Below are 16,495 nucleotides of genomic sequence, written 5' to 3'. Positions count from 1 at the left end.
ATAGCCGGGCTATTGGCTGCCAAAAGACGCCTTGCGTCCCCTCCCGATCCGCACTACCACCGCCTCGCGAGGGTGATGCAGGACATCCTTAGCGGCTGAAGACTTCCAGCAACCTGTCCAGGCCGCCTTGGTTGATGGCCACTTTGGCCTGTGCGCGCACGGCGGGCTTGGCGTGGTAGGCCACAGACAGGCCCGCAACGCCCATCATGGGCAGGTCGTTGGCTCCATCGCCCACCGCAATCGCCTGCGATGGCGAGATGCCCATGAGCGAGGCTAGCTCCAGCAAGGTGCGGCGCTTTTCGGCACCGTCGCAGATGTCGCCCCAGGGCTGATCCACCATGCGGCCGGTGAGCAAGCCGTTGTCCACCTCCAGCATGTTGGCGCGGGCAAAGTCGATGCCAAGGCCCGCCTTCACGCGGTCGGCAAAGAAGGTGAAACCACCCGATACCAGCAGCGTGGTCAGGCCAGCAGCCTTGGCTGCGGTGATGAGTTCCTGGGCGCCAGGGTTAAAGCGCAGGCGCTCTGCAAACACCTGCTCCATGTGTTGCACCGTCACGCCTTTGAGCAGGGCCACGCGCTGGCGCAGGCTCTCTTTGTAGTCGGTGATCAGGCCTTGCATGGCGGCCTCCGTGATCGCCGCCACTTCGGCTTTGCGGCCTGCGGCATCGGCGATCTCGTCCACGCATTCGATGTTGATGAGGGTGGAGTCCATGTCGAAGGCGATCAGCTTGTAGCTGGACAGGGACAGGAGCGGGTCAATGCCCTGGACCACAAGGCCAGGGGCAAATTCGGTGGTGTTTTTCATGGCAAGGCGCTTGGGGCAAATGCTGGAATCAGAACCCGTAATGGTATCGCCCATGGAATGCGGCTGGGCTGCGGCGAGGAAGCCAGAGCGTTGGCCGTGGAGTGCGGGCGGGCTTCACAGCCCAGCGTGCAAAGGAGCAAGGCGGCCGTGACCCGGTCTAGGTTGATATTGACCGATGTGGCGGCATGTTTGTGGGGTAGCCTTGGCCATCCGCACACCCATCCTCAAGAGCCCGCGAGAGCCTTTACCGATCCGCCCCTCAGATGAAAACCATTGACGAGATGTTGAACCTGGATCTGCTCACCTCTGAGCAGCATGCTGAAATCAGCGCGTGGATTGCACGCGCTGCTTCACCCGATGAGATTTTGCAGATGCCCGCCCCGCTGTGGCAGGCCGTCGAGCGTGCCAGCAAGGTGATGGGCATCGATGAGGACCTGCTGCGCCCGCCAGCGCTCGACTATGGCGCGCTGGCGCCCGGCTGATGCGCCCTGGCCGCAGCGGTCGGTGCCTTTGAACAGGTTCTTATGCGGCAGCTGCGCTGGCCTCCGCCCCAGCAAACACTTCACGTGCTGCGGCCAGCCCGTTCAGTGCGGCCGGAAAGCCCGCGTAGACGGCCATCTGCATGAGGACTTCGACAATCTCTTCGCGGGTAACGCCGACGTTCAGTGCGGCCTGCAAATGCACTTTGAGTTGGGGTGTGGCGTTGCCTAGTGCCGTGAGCGCGGCCACCACGGCGATCTCGCGGCTGCGCAGGTCCAGGCCGGGGCGCGAATAAATGTCGCCAAACGGGAACTCGATCAGATAGCGGGCGAAGTCTGGCGCAATGTCGGCGAGGCTTGCCACGACGTGCTCACCGGCTTGGCCGTCGATTTCGCGCAGCTTGGCGAGGCCCTGGAGGTAACGGGGGTTGGTGTGTGGAGACATGGGGGCTTCCTTGGCGGGTGGACGATGGTGTGTGGCGAAGGGAAGCTTCCAGGCCCTGGTAATGCCCGATCTTGTCTTGCAGCACCTGCGCGGCTTGCTGCATCGCCGTGATCGTTGCCAGCACCTGCGCAAGATGCTGCTCCAGCAATTCGCGCCGCTGCGAGGCGGTTGCATTCCCCTCGCTGCGCAGCCGTGCGAAGGCCTGCATCTGCCCAATGGGCATGCGGGTCTCGCGCAGGCGCAGCAGGAATCCGATCCATTCCATGTCCGACGCCGCATAGCGCCGCTGGCCACCGGGCGCACGCGCCACAGGGGCAATCAAGCCTGCGCGCTCGTAGTAGCGCAGCGTGTGGACGGACAAGCCAGTGCGTTGAGCGACGTCGGTAATGGTGAGGAAGGATGCCATGGGAGGAATTCTCGAAGTTGGAGTGCACTCTAAGTCAAGCCCTTTGAACAGGCTCTTTGAGCTCCTTACCCAAATCAGCGCACCAGCCCTGACCCCTCGGCCCATCGCAGCCTGTCAACGCTTTGCAAGCCCAAGGGCAAACCGGGGCAGCGATGCCAGGGTGCGGGGCGCCGCTTTTCCCGTGTCAGTGGGTGTTGGCGGGCTACCGCTGTGGTGCAAAAGGGGTGGGGGGCGCCGCCCTTCCCAGGCTGCGCCAGTCTTTGCCCCTTGCGCCGAAGCCCTGCGGGCCTGCCCGCTTGCCACGCAAGGGCGCTTTACTGCGGCACCAGCCCCGCCGCCTTCACCAGCTCGGCGTGGACCTTGATCTCCTGCGCGATGGCGTCCTTGAGCTGCTGGCTGGTGCCTGGCGCCACCTCCATGCCGCTGGCGGCGAGCTTCGCCCGGGTGTCCGGGTCGGCCAGCGCGGCGTGGGCGGCGCGCTGCAACTTGTCGACGATGGGCTGGGGCGTCTTGGCCGGGGCCAGCAGGCCGACCCAGGCGGAGAGGTTCATCTCTGGCGCACCCGCTTCGGCCATGGTGGGCGTTTGCGCCAGGGTGCCGGTGCGTTGCGCGGCCATCAGCCCCAGCGCGTGCAGCTTGCCCGACTGGATGTGCGGCAGAGCCTCGGGCAGCACGGCAAACAGCATGTCCACCGTGCCCGCCAGGGCGTCGTTGATGGCCGGGGCACCACCCTTGTAGGGCACGTGCAGCAGATCGGTTTGGGTGCGAGTGGTAAACATCAGCCCCGCCAGGTGTTGTGGGCTGCCGTCGCCTGATGAGGCATAGGTCAGCTTGCCCGGTACCGCCTTGGCGGCGGCGATCACGGCGGCCACGGTGGGAAACTTCTGCTTGTCCTTGACCACCAGCACCATGGGCTGGTTCACGAACTTGGTGATGGGAACGAAGTCGGCCTCGGGGTCGTAGGGCAGGGTCTTGAAGATGCTCTTGTTCGTGGTGAGGAACGACGCGGGCGAGACCATGAGCGTGTAGCCGTCCGGCGCTGCGCGCGATACGAGCGGCGTACCGATCTGGCCTGAGGCCCCCGCCTTGTTGTCCACCACAAAGGCCTGGCCCAGTTCGGCCGCCATCTTCTGCGTGACCACGCGCGCAATCATGTCGGCACTGCCGCCTGCTGGCAGGGCCACGATGACTTTGACGGGGCGATCGGGGTAGTTGCTTTGGGCCGAGGCAGTGGCTCCCGAGCACAGGGCCACCAAGGTGCAGGCCAGGGCCGGGATGAGACGCAGAAAGGGCATGGAACAACTCCCAAAGGTAGACGAACACACAAGCCGGGTGCGCCCGCTGATGGGTGGGCTGGCGTCCCCCGTTGCGGAGAAACCGCGTGTTCCGCTCTCAAGCAATTCCTGCACCAGACAGGTTTCGCCTGCTGGGTCGTGCCTTCTGTGTGTCTTTGGATGCTTCTCTTTTGATAGCTACTAGCGCTTGTTGAATAAGCGCTTCAGCCCTTTTTGGCGTGCAGGTAGAGATCATCCGACCAGGTGGCCAACCACCCGGGCTTGAAGGCCACGAACACCGCACACAGCATGCCGGTGACCACCGCATCCCCCCAGGCCATCAGCCAGCGGGCGACCAGCGAGAGCTGATCGCCCACACCCGGCAGCGTATGGCCTGCCCATTGCGACAAGGTTCCCGCCACAAACAGGCACAGCGCCGTGCCCAAAAAACCCCGGCCCAGCACATACACGAAGGCGCGCACGCCCGCGAGCGGCCGTGCCCCCGCCAAGCGGCGCAGCACCACGCCCAGCAGCAGCGCCAGCGTGGCAGGCACCACGCCCTGCCACACGGCCATGCCCAGGGCGTCTTCCCACGCCAAGCCCGGCGAAAGCAATGCCGCGGTGGCGCCCACCGCGAGCAGCGTGGGCACCGCCAGCGGCCAGCCCAGCATGAGCAGCACCAGGCACGCGCCGGACCACTGCAGTTGCAGCGGCATGTGGTGCAGCGTGGGCAGGGCCCAGGCCCAGGGCAGCAAGACAAGGGTGGCGAGCAGCGGAGTCCACAGCGTGGCAGGTGCGCCCTGCGCCTCGTGCGCCAAGGGTTGGCGGCTGACCAGCAGCCGCCAGGGGCGGGCCAGCAGCGCGACAGCCAGGGCGATCAGGGCCAGAGCAGCTTCCATTTAAATACTATGATTTTGATAGCTTGTAGCGCTTGATGGATAAGCGCTAGGGGCTATTTTTAGTCATATTTGTGAGGCGCTACGCCGCCACCGGCTGCCCTAGCGAGCGCAGGATGTCCCGCACCATCTGCGCGCGGTCCTTGGGGTCTTTGAGCTCGCGCTCAATGCGCAGCTTTTCGTTGCCCGCCAGCTTGATGTGCTTGTTCTTCTGGATGAGCTCAATGATGCGCATCGGCTCGATGGGCGGCTGGGGCTTGAAGGTGATGTTGATCACCCCGGGGGCTGCATCCACTTTCACCACGCCGTAGGGTTGGCTCAGCACCCGCAGGCGGTGCACGTCGATGAGGGTCTGGGCCTGCGGCGGCAGCTTGCCGAAGCGGTCCACGATTTCTTCGAGCAGGCCGTCGATCTGGTCGGGCGTCTTGGCGGTGGCCAGCTTCTTGTAGAACGACAGGCGCAGGTGCACGTCGCCGCAGTAGTCGTCGGGCAGCAGGGCGGGGGCGTGCAGGTTGATGTCAGTCGTGACGGACAGGGGCGAGAGCAAATCAGGCTCCTTGCCGGCCTTGAGCGCCTTCACCGCTTCGTTGAGCATCTCGTTGTACAGCTGAAAGCCCACCTCCAGCATGTTGCCGCTCTGATTCTCGCCCAGCACCTCGCCCGCGCCGCGGATCTCCAGGTCGTGCATGGCCAGGTAGAAGCCGCTGCCCAGCTCCTCCATCTGTTGAATGGCGTCCAGCCGCTGCTGCGCATGTTTGGTCAGCCCTTCAATGTCGGGCACCATCAGGTAGGCGTACGCTTGGTGGTGGCTGCGGCCCACGCGGCCGCGCAGCTGGTGCAGCTGCGCCAGGCCGAACTTGTCGGCGCGGCTCATGATGATGGTGTTGGCCGTGGGCACATCGATGCCGGTCTCGATGATGGTCGAGCACAGCAGGATGTTGAAGCGCTGGGCCACGAAGTCGCGCATCACGCGCTCCAGTTCGCGCTCGGGCATCTGGCCGTGGGCCACGGCGATGCGGGCCTCGGGCAATATCTCTTCGAGCTTCTGGCGGCGGTTCTCGATGGTCTCCACCTCGTTGTGCAGGAAGTAGACCTGCCCGCCGCGCTTCAATTCACGCAGCACCGCCTCGCGGATCACGCCCGTGCCCTCGTTGCGCACAAAGGTCTTGATCGCCAGGCGCCGCTGCGGCGCGGTCGCGATGACCGACAGGTCGCGCAGCCCTTCGAGCGCCATGCCCAGCGTGCGCGGGATGGGCGTGGCGGTCAGCGTCAGCACGTCCACCTCGGCGCGCAGGGCCTTCATCTGCTCCTTGTGGCGCACGCCAAAGCGGTGCTCCTCGTCGATGATCAAGAGGCCCAGGTTGTGGAACTTGGTGGATTCGCTCAATAGCTTGTGCGTGCCCACCACGATGTCCACCGTGCCGTCGCCAATGCCCTTGATGGCGGCGGTGATCTCCTTGCCCGAGCGAAAGCGCGACACCTCGGCCACCTTGACTGGCCACTTGGAAAAGCGGTCCACCAGCGTTTGGTAGTGCTGCTCTGCCAGCAGCGTGGTGGGCGCGAGGAAGGCCACCTGCTTGCCGCCCGTGACGGCCACGAAGGCCGCGCGCAGGGCGACCTCGGTCTTGCCGAAGCCCACGTCGCCGCAGACCAGCCGGTCCATGGGGCGGGGGCTGATCATGTCCTGGATCACCGCGTGGATGGCGGCGTTCTGGTCGGCGGTCTCGTCAAAGCCAAAGTCGTTGGCAAAGGTCTCGTAGTCCTGCGGGCTGTAGCGGAAGGCATGGCCCTGGCGCAGTGCGCGGCGGGCGTAGATGTTGAGCAGCTCGGCCGCGCTGTCGCGTACCTGCTCGGCGGCCTTGCGCTTGGCCTTTTCCCACTGGCCGCTGCCCAGCTTGTGCAGCGGTGCCTCGTCGGCGCTCACGCCGGTGTAGCGGCTGATGAGCTGCAGCTGGCTCACCGGCACATACAGCACGGCCTTGTCGGCGTATTCGAGGTGCAAGAACTCCTGCATGGCGGGCGTGCCGTCGGGGTTCTTGTTGCCCACGTCCATGTTGACGAGGCCCCGGTAGCGGCCGATGCCGTGCGCGCTGTGCACCACGGGGTCGCCCACGTTGAGCTCGGCCAGGTCCTTGATCAGCGCCTCGACGTCGCTCACCTGCTCCTGCTTCTTGCGCCGGCGCGTTGTGGGGCCGGCGGCGAACAGCTCGGTCTCGGTCACGAAGTCGATGCCGTCCTCGATCCAGCTGAAGCCCACGGTGAGGCCGGCGGTGGCGATGCCCACCTTCTCTTCATGGGCGCCCTGGAACTCGACCAGCGAGTCGAAGGCCGGTGGGTTCACCCCGCTGGCGCGCAGAAAGTCGAGCAGGCTCTCGCGCCGGCCATCGCTTTCAGCCAGCAGCAGCACGCGGTGCTGGGTGTTGCGGATGTGGGCGTGCAGGCGGGCCAGCGGGTCTTCGGCCCCGCGCACTACTGACAGGTCGCCCAGCTTCTGGAAGTGCGGGTTGTCGGCAATGTCCTCCACTCCGGGGCGGATGGACAGCTGCGCATGCTCCTTGGCGCGCGTGTAGAACTGGTCGGCCGAGAGGAACAGCTCCTCGGGCGGCAGCGCCGGGCGCTCGGGGTCGCCCTGCACCAGGCGAAAGCGGTCTTTCGTGTCCTGCCAGAAGCGCTGGAAGGCCGGCTCCAGATCGCCGTGCAGCACCACGGTGGCCTCGCCGCCCAGATAGTCGAACACGGTGGCCGTTTCGTCGAAGAACAGCGGCAGGTAGTACTCGATACCGGCCGTGGCAACGCCCGCGCCCATGTCTTTGTAGATGCGGCTCTTGGTCGGGTCGCCCTCGAGCATTTCGCGCCAGCGGCTCCTGAACTTGGCGCACGCGTCGTCGTCCATGGGGAACTCGCGGCCGGGCAGCAGGCGCACCTCGGGCACGGGGTACAGGCTGCGCTGGCTGTCGGGGTCGAACGTGCGGATGCTGTCGATCTCGTCGTCGAACAGGTCCACGCGGTACGGCACCAGCGAGCCCATGGGAAACAGGTCGATCAGCCCGCCGCGCACCGCGTATTCGCCAGGGCTCACCACCTGCGACACGTGGCTGTAGCCCGCCAGCGTGAGCTGGGCCTTGAACTTGGCCTCGTCGAGCTTTTGCTTGACCTTGAAGTGGAAGGTGTACCCCGCCAGGAAGGAGGGCGGCGCCAGCCGGTACAGCGCGGTGGTGGCGGGCACCAGCACCACGTCGGCGCCGGTGTCCTTGTCCTTCTGGCTGATGCGCCACAGCGTGGCCAGGCGCTCGCTGATCAGGTCCTGGTGCGGGCTGAAGGTGTCGTAGGGCAGCGTCTCCCAGTCGGGGAACAGGGCGCAGCGCAGGCCAGGTGCAAAGAACGCCATTTCCTCGATGAGGCGCTGCGCATCGGTGGCATCGGCCGCCACGATGGCGGTGGTGCGCCCTGCCACCTTGTCGCGTTCGGCCAGGCGGGCCAGCAGCAGAGAGTCGGCGCTGCCCACGGGGCGGGGCAAGGAGAAACGTTTACCGGGAGTGAGTTTGGGGAGTTCCATGCGGGACGGTGTCTGCAGCCCCGGGGCACCCCCTGGGGCGCGGTGCGCGCACGGGCCGGGTGGATCGGGGAGTGGAGATTCTAGAATGAGCCCCTCATGACTGCACCGCTCCTGCCCACAGCCCCTGTTCCTTTGTCTGCCCACGGCCGTTTCTGGGGCCTGGTGCCCTGCGCGGGCATGGGCCTGCGTGCGGTGTCTGCAGGGGGCGTGGCGGGCGCAGTGCCTGCGGCGCAGACGCTTCCCAAGCAGTACCACTTGGTGGCTGGGCAGCCCATGGTGCTGCACACCCTGGCCGCATTCGCCGGGGTGGGGCGCCTGCTGGGCACCTTGGTGGCGGTGGCGGCGGGCGACCATTTTCTGGACGCTTATGCACATCCCTCTTTCTTTAAGGTGGAGTGTGGCGGCCCTACGCGGGCTGATACGGTGCTGGGCGGGCTCAAGGCATTGCGGGAGCGGGGCGCGCAGCCTGAGGACTGGGTGCTGGTGCACGACGCGGCCCGCTGCCTCATCACCACCGCCTTGATCGACACCCTGATCGATACCTGCGCCAACGATGGGGTGGGAGGGCTTTTGGCGCACAAGCTGGCCGACACCCTCAAGACCTCCATCGACGGCCCCGGTGGCGTGCGGGTGGCCACCACGGTGGACCGCAGCGACAAGTGGCTGGCGCAAACGCCGCAGATGTTCTGTATCGGCCCGCTGATGGCCGCCATCGAGCGCATTGGCCCCAGCGTGACCGATGAGGCCAGCGCCATGGAGGCCATGGGCCTGCACCCCCGGCTGGTGCCCGGTGGCGCGCAGAACTTCAAGGTGACCTACCCGGACGACTTTGCACTGGCAGGTGCCGTGTTGGCCCAGCGCGGCCACGGCACCACGCTGGAGCGCTTTGGTGGCCTGCGTGGGTTGCCCCCCATGGATGGGTGACACCCATTTGTGTTCAAGAACATCAAGCCGTTCACGCTGAGCTTGTCGAAGCGCCGCGCAAGGCTTCGACAAGCTCAGCCCGAACGGGTTGGTTTCTGATGGGCTGAGCGCGTATTCGTCTGAGTGGCGCTGCCCGCACAGCGGGCGCAGGTTGTTGTTTTCTTTTTGATTGGCCCTGCAACGGGCAGAGAGCGATGTGATGAATTTCAGGATTGGTGAGGGTTGGGATGTGCATGCCTTGGTGCCTGGCCGCCCCTTGGTCATTGGCGGGGTGACGATTGAGCACAGCATGGGCTTGCTGGGCCACTCGGACGCCGATGTGCTGCTGCACGCCATCACCGACGCCATCTTGGGCGCCGCTGCGCTGGGCGACATTGGCACGCACTTCCCTGACACCGACCCTGCATTTCGTGGGGCCGACTCGTCGGTGCTGCTGGCCGAGGCGGGTCGCCGCGTGCGGGCTGCCGGGTTTGAGATTGCCAATGTAGACAGCACCGTGGTGGCCCAGGCGCCGCGCCTGGCGGCCCATATCCCCGGCATGCGCGCCTGCATTGCGCAGGCGCTGGGCCTGGCGCCCGATCAAGTCAACGTGAAGGCCAAGACGGCCGAGCGCCTGGGGCCGGTGGGCCAGGGCCTGGCGATGGAGGCCCGTGCCGCCACCTTGGTGTACCGCCGCTGAGTAGATGGGGCGAGAGCTCGGTATTATTCCTTGCCAACAAAGTCTGAGACAGTCATACAGGGCGCGGTGGGGCGCGGCAGGACGATCTTTCGCTGCGAACGTCTGAAACAGGTGCTCCTTGGGGACTCACCTATAAGCAGTCGCGGCATCTATGTCTGAGACAGCGCGAAGTTCCGTTTCAGGCTCATAAGTGACGGAGCCGCGAGTGAGTACTATCGGCCAGGAGCAGCCGGTCACTGCAAATGAAAGCGGACGTTCAACGTCGAGGTGATTGGCGCCGGAGCGAAGCGAAGGGAATCACAAGCAGCTTGTGGCCATCCCGCGCGACTGCAGTGTTAGGCAAGTGCCTCATGTGCCCACGCCCTCTGCGTACTTAACTATGGTTCGGTGGCCCCATACACTTGATATGGCACCAACACTAAATTCTTTGGTTTTACTTTCGAGTTCTTGCAAGGCTGAAGAGCCGATATGAGCGGCGACATTACCAACAATTGGAGTGTTGTTCTCTTTGAAGCAGCCAATGTGTAGCAACGCGAAATGCTTGACGGCCAACGAGGGCGGCAACTCATCAGTGCTTGCGTGCTCCACAACTGCATCAAGAAGCCCGCCATAGAAATAACTTTTCTTTCCTTGCGCCCCGCAAAGAAAGGCAAAAGGCACGAACTTTCCGTCACTACGCGGGATAAAGCAAAAATCACCTGGCGCCAGTTTTGCTGTACTTACGGGGATCACGGCAGCCTCGCTTGCCTAACGTTTGACATGACGAGCGTCCAATAGTGATAGCTATTGAGCGCCCCTCTCGATGAAGGTTTGACCTCACTGACTCACCGCTTCTGTCCGTATAGTTTTGCGTATTCAGCGGCCAGCTGACGAGCTTTTTTTTGTTGCGCCGTGTCGAGGATTGTGAGCAGCTGAGCGCGGTTCTTGACGGACTGAGGATTTCCAGCGGAAGCCGGCATGTCGATCCAGGCAAAGGCCTGAACATAGTCCAACGGTACGCCTTGGCCTTGAGCAAAAAGTAGCCCGTATTCGTTCTGTGCTTGCGGCAAGCCTGCCTCCGCAGCTCTTCGATACCAGGACGCGGCCTTCTCGTAGTCTTGCGGCACACCGCTACCCTTTCGATACGCCTGCGCAAGATTGAACTGAGATTGAACATCACCCGCTTCTGCGGCCTTTTGGCCGTACTGGAATGCGACCTTCTGATCTGCAGGAACGCCATCCCCATCTGAATACATGAGGGCTAGGTTTGCCAGCGATGGCGGATAGTTTGCTGCCGCTGCTTCCTTGAAGAGAGAGACCGCCTTCTTCAGATCGCGTTCCACCCCGTGGCCTTGGTAATAAAGACTTGCCAATAGGTGCTTGCCGACCGCGTTTCCTTGGTTGGCGGCAGCCGAGAACTCTTTGAGAGCTACTGCGTAGTTGCCGGAGTTGTAGGCTGCAATCCCATCATTGATAGCGGCGGATACGGGCAAAGACATTGCGATTCCAAGGGCGAGGGCAAGCAGTCGGTGCATGGTGTTGGGTGAGATCTAACGGATACTTAAAGGCACGAGGATTTCTGAGCCCACGAGTTCGACAGTCACGACCTTCTCATCGAGGGCCTGAGTCGCAATGTTTTCCATATAAGCCACGGTGTCGCCTGGTCCGCGTGCAGTCACGGAGAGTGACGTGTCATTGGCAGTCAGCTCAAAGCTCATCTCTTCTTGGGCCGCGATGGAACTACTCCCAGCCCATTCAAGTGGACCGAAAAGTCGTTCCGCAAGCCGTGCATAGGCGGCTCCATCGAACTCTTCGTCTGCTTCAATTTCATCCACGGAACTAGGGCGGCCATGGGTCTTGATGAGAATGAAATCCAGGCTCATTGATTTGCTTCCTTTAGTGTCTGCCTCTGGCCGATAGTACGCATTCGCCGTAGATCAGTGGATGACGGAACCCGCTGCATAGTGATCGCTACTACTGGGTCATGTCTCTCAGACTCTATTGCCAGTGAACCCCTGGGCGATCCCGCATGAGGATCGCCCGTTGCGCTGCCGTGGCTGCCGTGGTCAGGCTTGGTCTTGCGCCCGCTTGCGGGGCAATTGGCGCTTGATGGCCGGGCGCTGCAGGCGCTGCTTGGGGTCTACGCCTGCGGGCAACTCGGTGGCCCGCTGTAGCTGGATGTGGGCCACCAGCCCGCCGGTGCTGGAGTTGGCCAGCGCAAAGATGCCGCCCATGCGCTGCACGGTCTTGTCCACAATCGACAAGCCCAAGCCCGCACCTGCCGCTGCTGTGCGGGCCGAGTCGCCCCGGAAAAACGGCTTGGTGAGGTTGGACAACTGCTCAGGCGGCACGCCCGCGCCGTGGTCGCGCAGCTTGAGCAGTACCCAGCTCTCGCGGCCCTTGGCGGCAATGTCTACGCTGGTCACGCCGGTGTCAGCAGCTTTGCCGTAGCGGCGGGCGTTTTCCAGCAGGTTCGAGATCACCCGTGCCAACTCCACTTCGTCGGCCAGCACGTTCAGGTCTTCGGGCACCTGCATGGTGATTTGCAGCTCCCGGTGGTCTTGCACGGCATAGACGCATGACGACACCACCGCGTGCAGGTTCACCGGGGTCAGCGTCACATGGTCGGGGCGGGCGTAGTCCAGGAACTTGTCGATGGTGGCGTCGAGCTGCACGATGTCGGCCACCATGTGCTCGCGGGCGATGTCGTCTGTCACGCTCATCTCGGTTTCCAGCCGCAAGCGGGCAAGGGGCGTGCGCAGATCGTGCGAGATGCCGGCCAGCATCACGGCGCGGTCTTGCTCCAGCTTGGCCAGCTTTTGCGCCATGCGGTTAAAGCCGATGTTCACCTCGCGGATCTCGCTGGTCACCACCTCTTCATCAAGGTGGCTGGCGGCAAAGTCGCCGTCGCGCACGCGGTTGGCGGCATACGACAGTTGCTTGAGCGGGCGGTTGATCAGCCGCGCAATGGCGGCAGCTCCGGCCAGAGACAGGGCTCCGGCGGTGATGAGCCAGATGAGCCAGGTGCGCCCGCCTGCAGGGCTGAAGCGCGAGCGGTCCATCAGCAGCCAGTTGGGGTCGCCATTGATGTTGAAGCCCACCCACAGGCCGTTCTCGCCATTCACGTTCTGGGCCACGATGGTGTCGGGGCCCAGGCGGGCGGTGAGTTCTTCGGTCAGGCGGTTGCCCAGGGCGTTGCCATCGAGCAGCGTGAACTTGTCGCCCGGCTCGCGGGGCAGGATGCGCACGCCTTCCTGGTCGGCCATGGTCTTGATGAGCGAGACGCGCGCGATGGCGTCCGAGTGCACCAGGGCGGCCCGGCTCAGGTTGACCAGCGAAGCGATTTGCTGGGCCGTGTGCAGGGTGCGGGGTTCAAACTCCAGCGCCCGCAAGGTTTGCAGCCATGCCAGGATGCTGCCCACCAGCAAGAGCGCCAGCAAAAAGAAAGTGCGCCAAAACAGATTCAGACCCACGCGAGCGCGTTGCTCGCGTGCGATGCGCAGCGACGACTCCAGTGGTGCAGGGCTGGTGGCGTCGGCGGGCGGTCCTTCGTGTGTGCGCCTGCGGGGCCTGGGCTTGCCTTCAGGCTTGTTCATCGTGAATTAGCTCGTTCCGTCCGGTACAAAAACATAGCCCACACCCCACACGGTCTGGATGTAGCGGGGCGCCGCAGCGTCCACTTCCACCAGCTTGCGCAGGCGCGACACCTGGACGTCCAGGCTGCGGTCAAAGGGCTCAAACTCGCGGCCGCGTGCCAGCAAAGCCAGCTTTTCGCGCGACAGCGGCTGGCGCGGGTGGCGCACCAGGGCCTTGAGCATAGCGAATTCACCGGTGGTCAATGGCAACTCTTCGCCGTTGCGCTGCAGGGCGCGGGTGCCCAGGTCAAAGGTGAAGGGGCCGAAGGTGACCACTTCGTTGTCGCCCGATGGGGCGCCTGGCGCTTCTTGTGCGGGGCGGCGGCGCAGCACGGCGTGGATGCGGGCCAGCAGTTCGCGGGGGTTGAAGGGCTTGCCCAGGTAATCGTCGGCGCCCACTTCCAGACCGACGATGCGGTCCACGTCCTCGCCCTTGGCGGTGAGCATGATGATGGGGGTGCGGTCGTTGGCGGCGCGCAGGCGGCGGCAGATGGACAGGCCGTCTTCGCCAGGCATCATCAGGTCCAGCACGATGATGTCTACGGTTTCGCGCAGCAGCAGGCGGTTCAGCGCCTTGCCGTCTTCTGCCACCATGACTTCAAAGCCTTCTTGCGTCAGGTAGCGGCGCAGCAGGTCGCGGATGCGTGCATCGTCATCCACCACCAAAACTTTGTCGGTGCGATTGGTTGTAGTGGCCATATTGCTCTCAAGTCCAATTTGTAACAGAGCCGATTCTGACCAAGTTGGGCGCCGAAGTTCGGCTTTTACCCCCGGGTTTGACCAACTGTTACAAGTTTTGCCCCAGCGTCAACCCTGTCTGACACAGCTTTGCGGCGCGCGCCTACACACTGAGGTCTGGCGTGCGGATAGGCGTTTTGGGCATGGTGCCCGGGCGGGCTGTTCACCGCACCTGAAAGGTCATGGGTCGATGAAAAATGCTATTCGTTTGGTAGCTGCCAGCGCTTTGCTGGCAAGCGCTGGGGCTGTTTTTGCTCAAAATGGAGCGGCCGTGGCAGTGGCCGCTGAGCCGCGCAATGTGGTGCAGTTGTCTGCCGCAGGGCTGGTGGAGGTGCAGCAGGATGTGCTGGTGATCACTCTCACGGCCAGCAAGGACGCTCCCACACTGGCTGTGGCCCAGACGCAGCTCAAGCAGGCGCTGGATGCGGCCCTGACGGAAGCCAAGGCCAGCGCGCAGGCCGGGCAGATGGACGTGACCACGGGCTCGTTCAGCCTGTCGCCACGCTATAGCAAGGATCAAAAAATCGTGGGTTGGCAGGGGCAGGCCGAGTTGACGCTGCAGGGGCGTGATTTCGCTCGCATCACTACCGTTGCAGGCAAGCTCCAGACCATGGCGGTGAGCAACGTGATGTTCACACTGTCACGGGAGTCCCGTGCCAAGGCCGAGAGCGAGGCCCAATCCCAGGCCATTGAGCAATTCAAGAGCCGCGCAGGGGAGTTGTCGAAAGCCTTTGGCTTTGCGGGCTATGGGTTGCGTGAGGTGAGTGTGTCGGGCCAGGGCGTTGGGGTGACGCTGATGGGCATGGTGGAGCGCTCAAAGATGGCCTCGTTTGCATCGGCTCCCGTGCCCGTGCAGCCAGGGCGTGAGCAGGTCAGCATCAGCGTGTCGGGCACGGTGCAGATGCGCTGACCGGGACGTTGGCCCGCGTGGTTTAGTCCAAAGCTGCGCGCAGCGCCTCATCCACCTCGGCACGGGTGGTGGGGCGCACGGCGCGGGCCCGTTCTTGCCCATCTTTCAAAACGATGAGCGTAGGCCACAGCTTGACCTTGTAGCTGCGCCCCAGGCGCTGGCCGGGCCCGTCTTCCACCTTGATGTGCTGCACTTGGGGCAGGCCTTGTAGGGCCTGTTCGATCAGCGGCTGGGCGCCCGTGCAATGCGGGCACCAGGGGGTGCCGAATTCGAGCACCGTGGTGCCCTGCAGCGCTTCCACCGCAGCGCGGGTGGGCGCCTCGGCCAGGTGTTGGGCGGTATAGGGCATGGCGCGGGTCCTCGGTTAAATGACGCCGTCAAACACCATCACATCCACCGCATCCCCCACCGCCACATTGCCCTGCTGGTGGTGCAGCACGATGAGCCCATTGGCCTGCACCATGGAGCTGAGCACGCCCGAGCCCTGGTTGCCGGTGGTGCGCACTTGCAGGCTGCCGTCGGGGGCGGTGGTGACGGTGCCGCGCTGGTATTCGGTGCGGCCGGGCTTTTTGCGCATGGCTTCGGTACTGATGGCGCGCAGCAGGGGCGGGGCAGGGCGGGTGCTGCCCATCATGCGCAGCAGGGCCGGGCGCACAAAGGCCAAGAAGGTCACCATCACCGCCACCGGGTTGCCCGGCAGGCCAAACAGAATGGCGCTGTCTGGGTTGGTGGTGCTATTTTTTTGATAGCTTTCTGCGCTTGTCAATGGTGCGCTAGAGGCCGATTTTGCTTCAAAACCTTGCGCAGCAATGCGCCCCACGGCCATGGGGCGGCCGGGGCGCATGGCGATGCGCCAGAAGGCCACGTCGCCCAGCTTTTTCATCATGGCGCGGGTGTGGTCGGCCTCGCCCACGCTCACGCCGCCGCTGGTGATGATGGCGTCGGCGCGCTGTGCCGCCTCAGTGAAGGCCGCTTCGAGCAGGGCCGGGTCGTCGCGCACCACGCCCATGTCGATCACCTCCACGCCCAGGCGGCAGAGCAGGCCAAACACCGTGTAGCGGTTGCTGTCGTACACGGCGCCTTCGCGCGGGGGCTCGCCCAGGCTCAGGATTTCGTCGCCGGTCGAGAAGTAGGCCACCCGCAGGCGGCGCGATACCGTCACCGTTTTCAGCCCCAGACTGGCCACCAAGCCCAGCGCGGCAGGGGTGAGTAGCTCGCCCCGCGCCAGGGCCACGCCGCCTTCCAGCAGGTCCTCGCCCTTGAAGCGGCGGTTATCGCCCAGGCGCAGCACATCGGCCGCTATGGTGATGTGCTCGCCCTGGGTGGTGGTGAACTCTTGCGGCACCACCGTGTCCAGCCCGGCGGGCATGATGGCGCCGGTCATGATCTTCACGCATTCGCCCGGCTGCACCTTGCCTGCCCAGGCCTTGCCCGCCAGGGCCGTGCCCACGTTGCGCAGCGTCAGCGGCTGGCCTGCCACCAGTTGGCTGCCCGCAAAGGCATAGCCGTCCATGGCGGAGTTGTCGTGGGGTGGCACGCTGATGGGCGAAATCACATCGCACGCCAGCACGCGGCCCAGGGCCTCGAAGATGCCGACTTCTTGTGTGCCCTCCACGGGCTGCACCAGCGCCTGCAAAAACGCGTTGACCTGGTCTGCGTGCAGGGCCTGGGGGTCGTAGCCTGCCAGTTCGGCGGCAATCTGGGCGATGGATTTCATGCGAAAACGGTGGTTGGGTCGGGGAGTCAAAACGGCGCGTTGCCCCTTGGGC

17 protein-coding genes are annotated in these 16,495 nt (G+C 64.4%); 4 read left to right on the top strand and 13 right to left on the bottom strand.

What is annotated here, in order from left to right; translation table 11 throughout:
* Positions 1-88: 88 nt before the first annotated feature.
* Positions 89-805, bottom strand: coding sequence for a phosphoserine phosphatase SerB (serB, locus tag CLU88_RS05810; protein ID WP_099655775.1), 717 nt, complete (start codon positions 803-805; stop codon positions 89-91).
* A gap of 263 nt (positions 806-1,068) precedes the next feature.
* On the opposite strand from serB, the gene CLU88_RS05805 reads away from it, so the two are divergent.
* Positions 1,069-1,287: a hypothetical protein gene (locus CLU88_RS05805; RefSeq protein ID WP_099655774.1), complete on the top strand. Its 219-nt coding sequence runs from the start codon at positions 1,069-1,071 to the stop codon at positions 1,285-1,287.
* Between the two features lie 40 nt (positions 1,288-1,327).
* Here CLU88_RS05805 and CLU88_RS05800 read toward each other — a convergent pair whose 3' ends face one another.
* From CLU88_RS05800 to mfd, 5 genes are all read right to left on the bottom strand, one after another.
* The gene (locus tag CLU88_RS05800; RefSeq protein ID WP_099655773.1) at positions 1,328-1,729 is read right to left on the bottom strand and encodes a carboxymuconolactone decarboxylase family protein; all 402 of its coding nucleotides are present in this window, start codon (positions 1,727-1,729) and stop codon (positions 1,328-1,330) included.
* Positions 1,656-2,135 carry a MerR family transcriptional regulator gene (locus CLU88_RS05795; protein WP_099655772.1) on the bottom strand — a complete coding sequence of 160 codons (480 nt, stop codon included), beginning with the start codon at positions 2,133-2,135 and terminating at the stop codon, positions 1,656-1,658. The genes CLU88_RS05800 and CLU88_RS05795 overlap by 74 nt, the downstream gene beginning before the upstream one ends.
* A 314-nt stretch (positions 2,136-2,449) precedes the next feature.
* Positions 2,450-3,430 (bottom strand): tripartite tricarboxylate transporter substrate binding protein, encoded by a 981-nt coding sequence (locus CLU88_RS05790; protein WP_099655771.1) that lies wholly within the window; start codon positions 3,428-3,430, stop codon positions 2,450-2,452.
* 203 nt (positions 3,431-3,633) lie between these two features.
* On the bottom strand, positions 3,634-4,308 hold the full coding sequence (locus CLU88_RS05785; protein WP_233205383.1) for a hypothetical protein: 675 nt from the start codon (positions 4,306-4,308) through the stop codon (positions 3,634-3,636).
* A 79-nt stretch (positions 4,309-4,387) separates the two neighbouring features.
* On the bottom strand, positions 4,388-7,861 hold the full coding sequence (gene mfd / locus CLU88_RS05780; protein WP_099655770.1) for a transcription-repair coupling factor: 3,474 nt from the start codon (positions 7,859-7,861) through the stop codon (positions 4,388-4,390).
* Between the two features lie 96 nt (positions 7,862-7,957).
* Between mfd and CLU88_RS05775 the strand changes: the two genes are divergently transcribed.
* Entirely contained in the window at positions 7,958-8,785 is an 828-nt protein-coding gene (locus tag CLU88_RS05775; protein WP_099655769.1) for a 2-C-methyl-D-erythritol 4-phosphate cytidylyltransferase, read from the top strand.
* Between the two features lie 199 nt (positions 8,786-8,984).
* Positions 8,985-9,464 (top strand): 2-C-methyl-D-erythritol 2,4-cyclodiphosphate synthase, encoded by a 480-nt coding sequence (gene ispF / locus CLU88_RS05770; protein ID WP_099658678.1) that lies wholly within the window; start codon positions 8,985-8,987, stop codon positions 9,462-9,464.
* Positions 9,465-9,812: 348 nt separating this feature from the next.
* On the opposite strand, the gene CLU88_RS22710 is transcribed toward ispF, so the two are convergent.
* The 5 genes from CLU88_RS22710 to ompR form a co-directional block, all read right to left on the bottom strand.
* Complete coding sequence (locus tag CLU88_RS22710; RefSeq protein WP_143225952.1) at positions 9,813-10,196, bottom strand: hypothetical protein; 384 nt, start codon at positions 10,194-10,196, stop codon at positions 9,813-9,815.
* 92 nt (positions 10,197-10,288) lie between these two features.
* Positions 10,289-10,978 carry a tetratricopeptide repeat protein gene (locus CLU88_RS05765; RefSeq protein ID WP_099655768.1) on the bottom strand — a complete coding sequence of 230 codons (690 nt, stop codon included), beginning with the start codon at positions 10,976-10,978 and terminating at the stop codon, positions 10,289-10,291.
* A gap of 15 nt (positions 10,979-10,993) precedes the next feature.
* The gene (locus CLU88_RS05760) at positions 10,994-11,326 is read right to left on the bottom strand and encodes a hypothetical protein (protein WP_099655767.1); all 333 of its coding nucleotides are present in this window, start codon (positions 11,324-11,326) and stop codon (positions 10,994-10,996) included.
* A gap of 183 nt (positions 11,327-11,509) precedes the next feature.
* Positions 11,510-13,039: a sensor histidine kinase gene (locus tag CLU88_RS05755; protein ID WP_099655766.1), complete on the bottom strand. Its 1,530-nt coding sequence runs from the start codon at positions 13,037-13,039 to the stop codon at positions 11,510-11,512.
* A 6-nt stretch (positions 13,040-13,045) separates the two neighbouring features.
* On the bottom strand, positions 13,046-13,777 hold the full coding sequence (gene ompR / locus CLU88_RS05750) for a two-component system response regulator OmpR (protein ID WP_010460834.1): 732 nt from the start codon (positions 13,775-13,777) through the stop codon (positions 13,046-13,048).
* A gap of 229 nt (positions 13,778-14,006) precedes the next feature.
* Between ompR and CLU88_RS05745 the strand changes: the two genes are divergently transcribed.
* A complete protein-coding gene (locus CLU88_RS05745) occupies positions 14,007-14,726 on the top strand; it encodes an SIMPL domain-containing protein (protein ID WP_099655765.1) in 720 nt (239 codons plus the stop codon).
* Between the two features lie 22 nt (positions 14,727-14,748).
* Here the strand turns inward: CLU88_RS05745 and CLU88_RS05740 are convergent, their stop codons facing one another.
* Both CLU88_RS05740 and glp read right to left on the bottom strand, forming a co-directional pair.
* Positions 14,749-15,075 carry a thioredoxin family protein gene (locus CLU88_RS05740; protein ID WP_099655764.1) on the bottom strand — a complete coding sequence of 109 codons (327 nt, stop codon included), beginning with the start codon at positions 15,073-15,075 and terminating at the stop codon, positions 14,749-14,751.
* A 15-nt stretch (positions 15,076-15,090) separates the two neighbouring features.
* Complete coding sequence (gene glp, locus CLU88_RS05735) at positions 15,091-16,443, bottom strand: gephyrin-like molybdotransferase Glp (protein ID WP_099655763.1); 1,353 nt, start codon at positions 16,441-16,443, stop codon at positions 15,091-15,093.
* Positions 16,444-16,495 lie beyond the last annotated feature (52 nt).

Origin of the sequence: Acidovorax sp. 56 (assembly GCF_002749705.1) — a bacterium.
Lineage (GTDB): Bacteria > Pseudomonadota > Gammaproteobacteria > Burkholderiales > Burkholderiaceae_C > Acidovorax.
Note: the sequence above shows the minus strand (reverse complement) of the source record. Positions and strands in the feature narration are given on the sequence as shown.

Bases quoted from the DNA above. Each gene is read 5' to 3' on its own strand.
- CLU88_RS05805 (WP_099655774.1), top strand. From the start codon at position 1,069: ATGAAAACCATTGACGAGATGTTGAACCTGGATCTGCTCACCTCTGAG.
- CLU88_RS05760 (WP_099655767.1), bottom strand. From the start codon at position 11,326: ATGAGCCTGGATTTCATTCTCATCAAGACCCATGGCCGCCCTAGTTCC.
- serB (WP_099655775.1), bottom strand. From the start codon at position 805: ATGAAAAACACCACCGAATTTGCCCCTGGCCTTGTGGTCCAGGGCATT.
- CLU88_RS05765 (WP_099655768.1), bottom strand. From the start codon at position 10,978: ATGCACCGACTGCTTGCCCTCGCCCTTGGAATCGCAATGTCTTTGCCC.
- CLU88_RS05785 (WP_233205383.1), bottom strand. From the start codon at position 4,308: ATGGAAGCTGCTCTGGCCCTGATCGCCCTGGCTGTCGCGCTGCTGGCC.
- ompR (WP_010460834.1), bottom strand. From the start codon at position 13,777: ATGGCCACTACAACCAATCGCACCGACAAAGTTTTGGTGGTGGATGAC.
- glp (WP_099655763.1), bottom strand. From the start codon at position 16,443: ATGAAATCCATCGCCCAGATTGCCGCCGAACTGGCAGGCTACGACCCC.
- mfd (WP_099655770.1), bottom strand. From the start codon at position 7,861: ATGGAACTCCCCAAACTCACTCCCGGTAAACGTTTCTCCTTGCCCCGC.
- ispF (WP_099658678.1), top strand. From the start codon at position 8,985: ATGAATTTCAGGATTGGTGAGGGTTGGGATGTGCATGCCTTGGTGCCT.
- CLU88_RS05800 (WP_099655773.1), bottom strand. From the start codon at position 1,729: ATGTCTCCACACACCAACCCCCGTTACCTCCAGGGCCTCGCCAAGCTG.
- CLU88_RS05795 (WP_099655772.1), bottom strand. From the start codon at position 2,135: ATGGCATCCTTCCTCACCATTACCGACGTCGCTCAACGCACTGGCTTG.
- CLU88_RS05740 (WP_099655764.1), bottom strand. From the start codon at position 15,075: ATGCCCTATACCGCCCAACACCTGGCCGAGGCGCCCACCCGCGCTGCG.
- CLU88_RS05755 (WP_099655766.1), bottom strand. From the start codon at position 13,039: ATGAACAAGCCTGAAGGCAAGCCCAGGCCCCGCAGGCGCACACACGAA.
- CLU88_RS05790 (WP_099655771.1), bottom strand. From the start codon at position 3,430: ATGCCCTTTCTGCGTCTCATCCCGGCCCTGGCCTGCACCTTGGTGGCC.
- CLU88_RS05775 (WP_099655769.1), top strand. From the start codon at position 7,958: ATGACTGCACCGCTCCTGCCCACAGCCCCTGTTCCTTTGTCTGCCCAC.
- CLU88_RS05745 (WP_099655765.1), top strand. From the start codon at position 14,007: ATGAAAAATGCTATTCGTTTGGTAGCTGCCAGCGCTTTGCTGGCAAGC.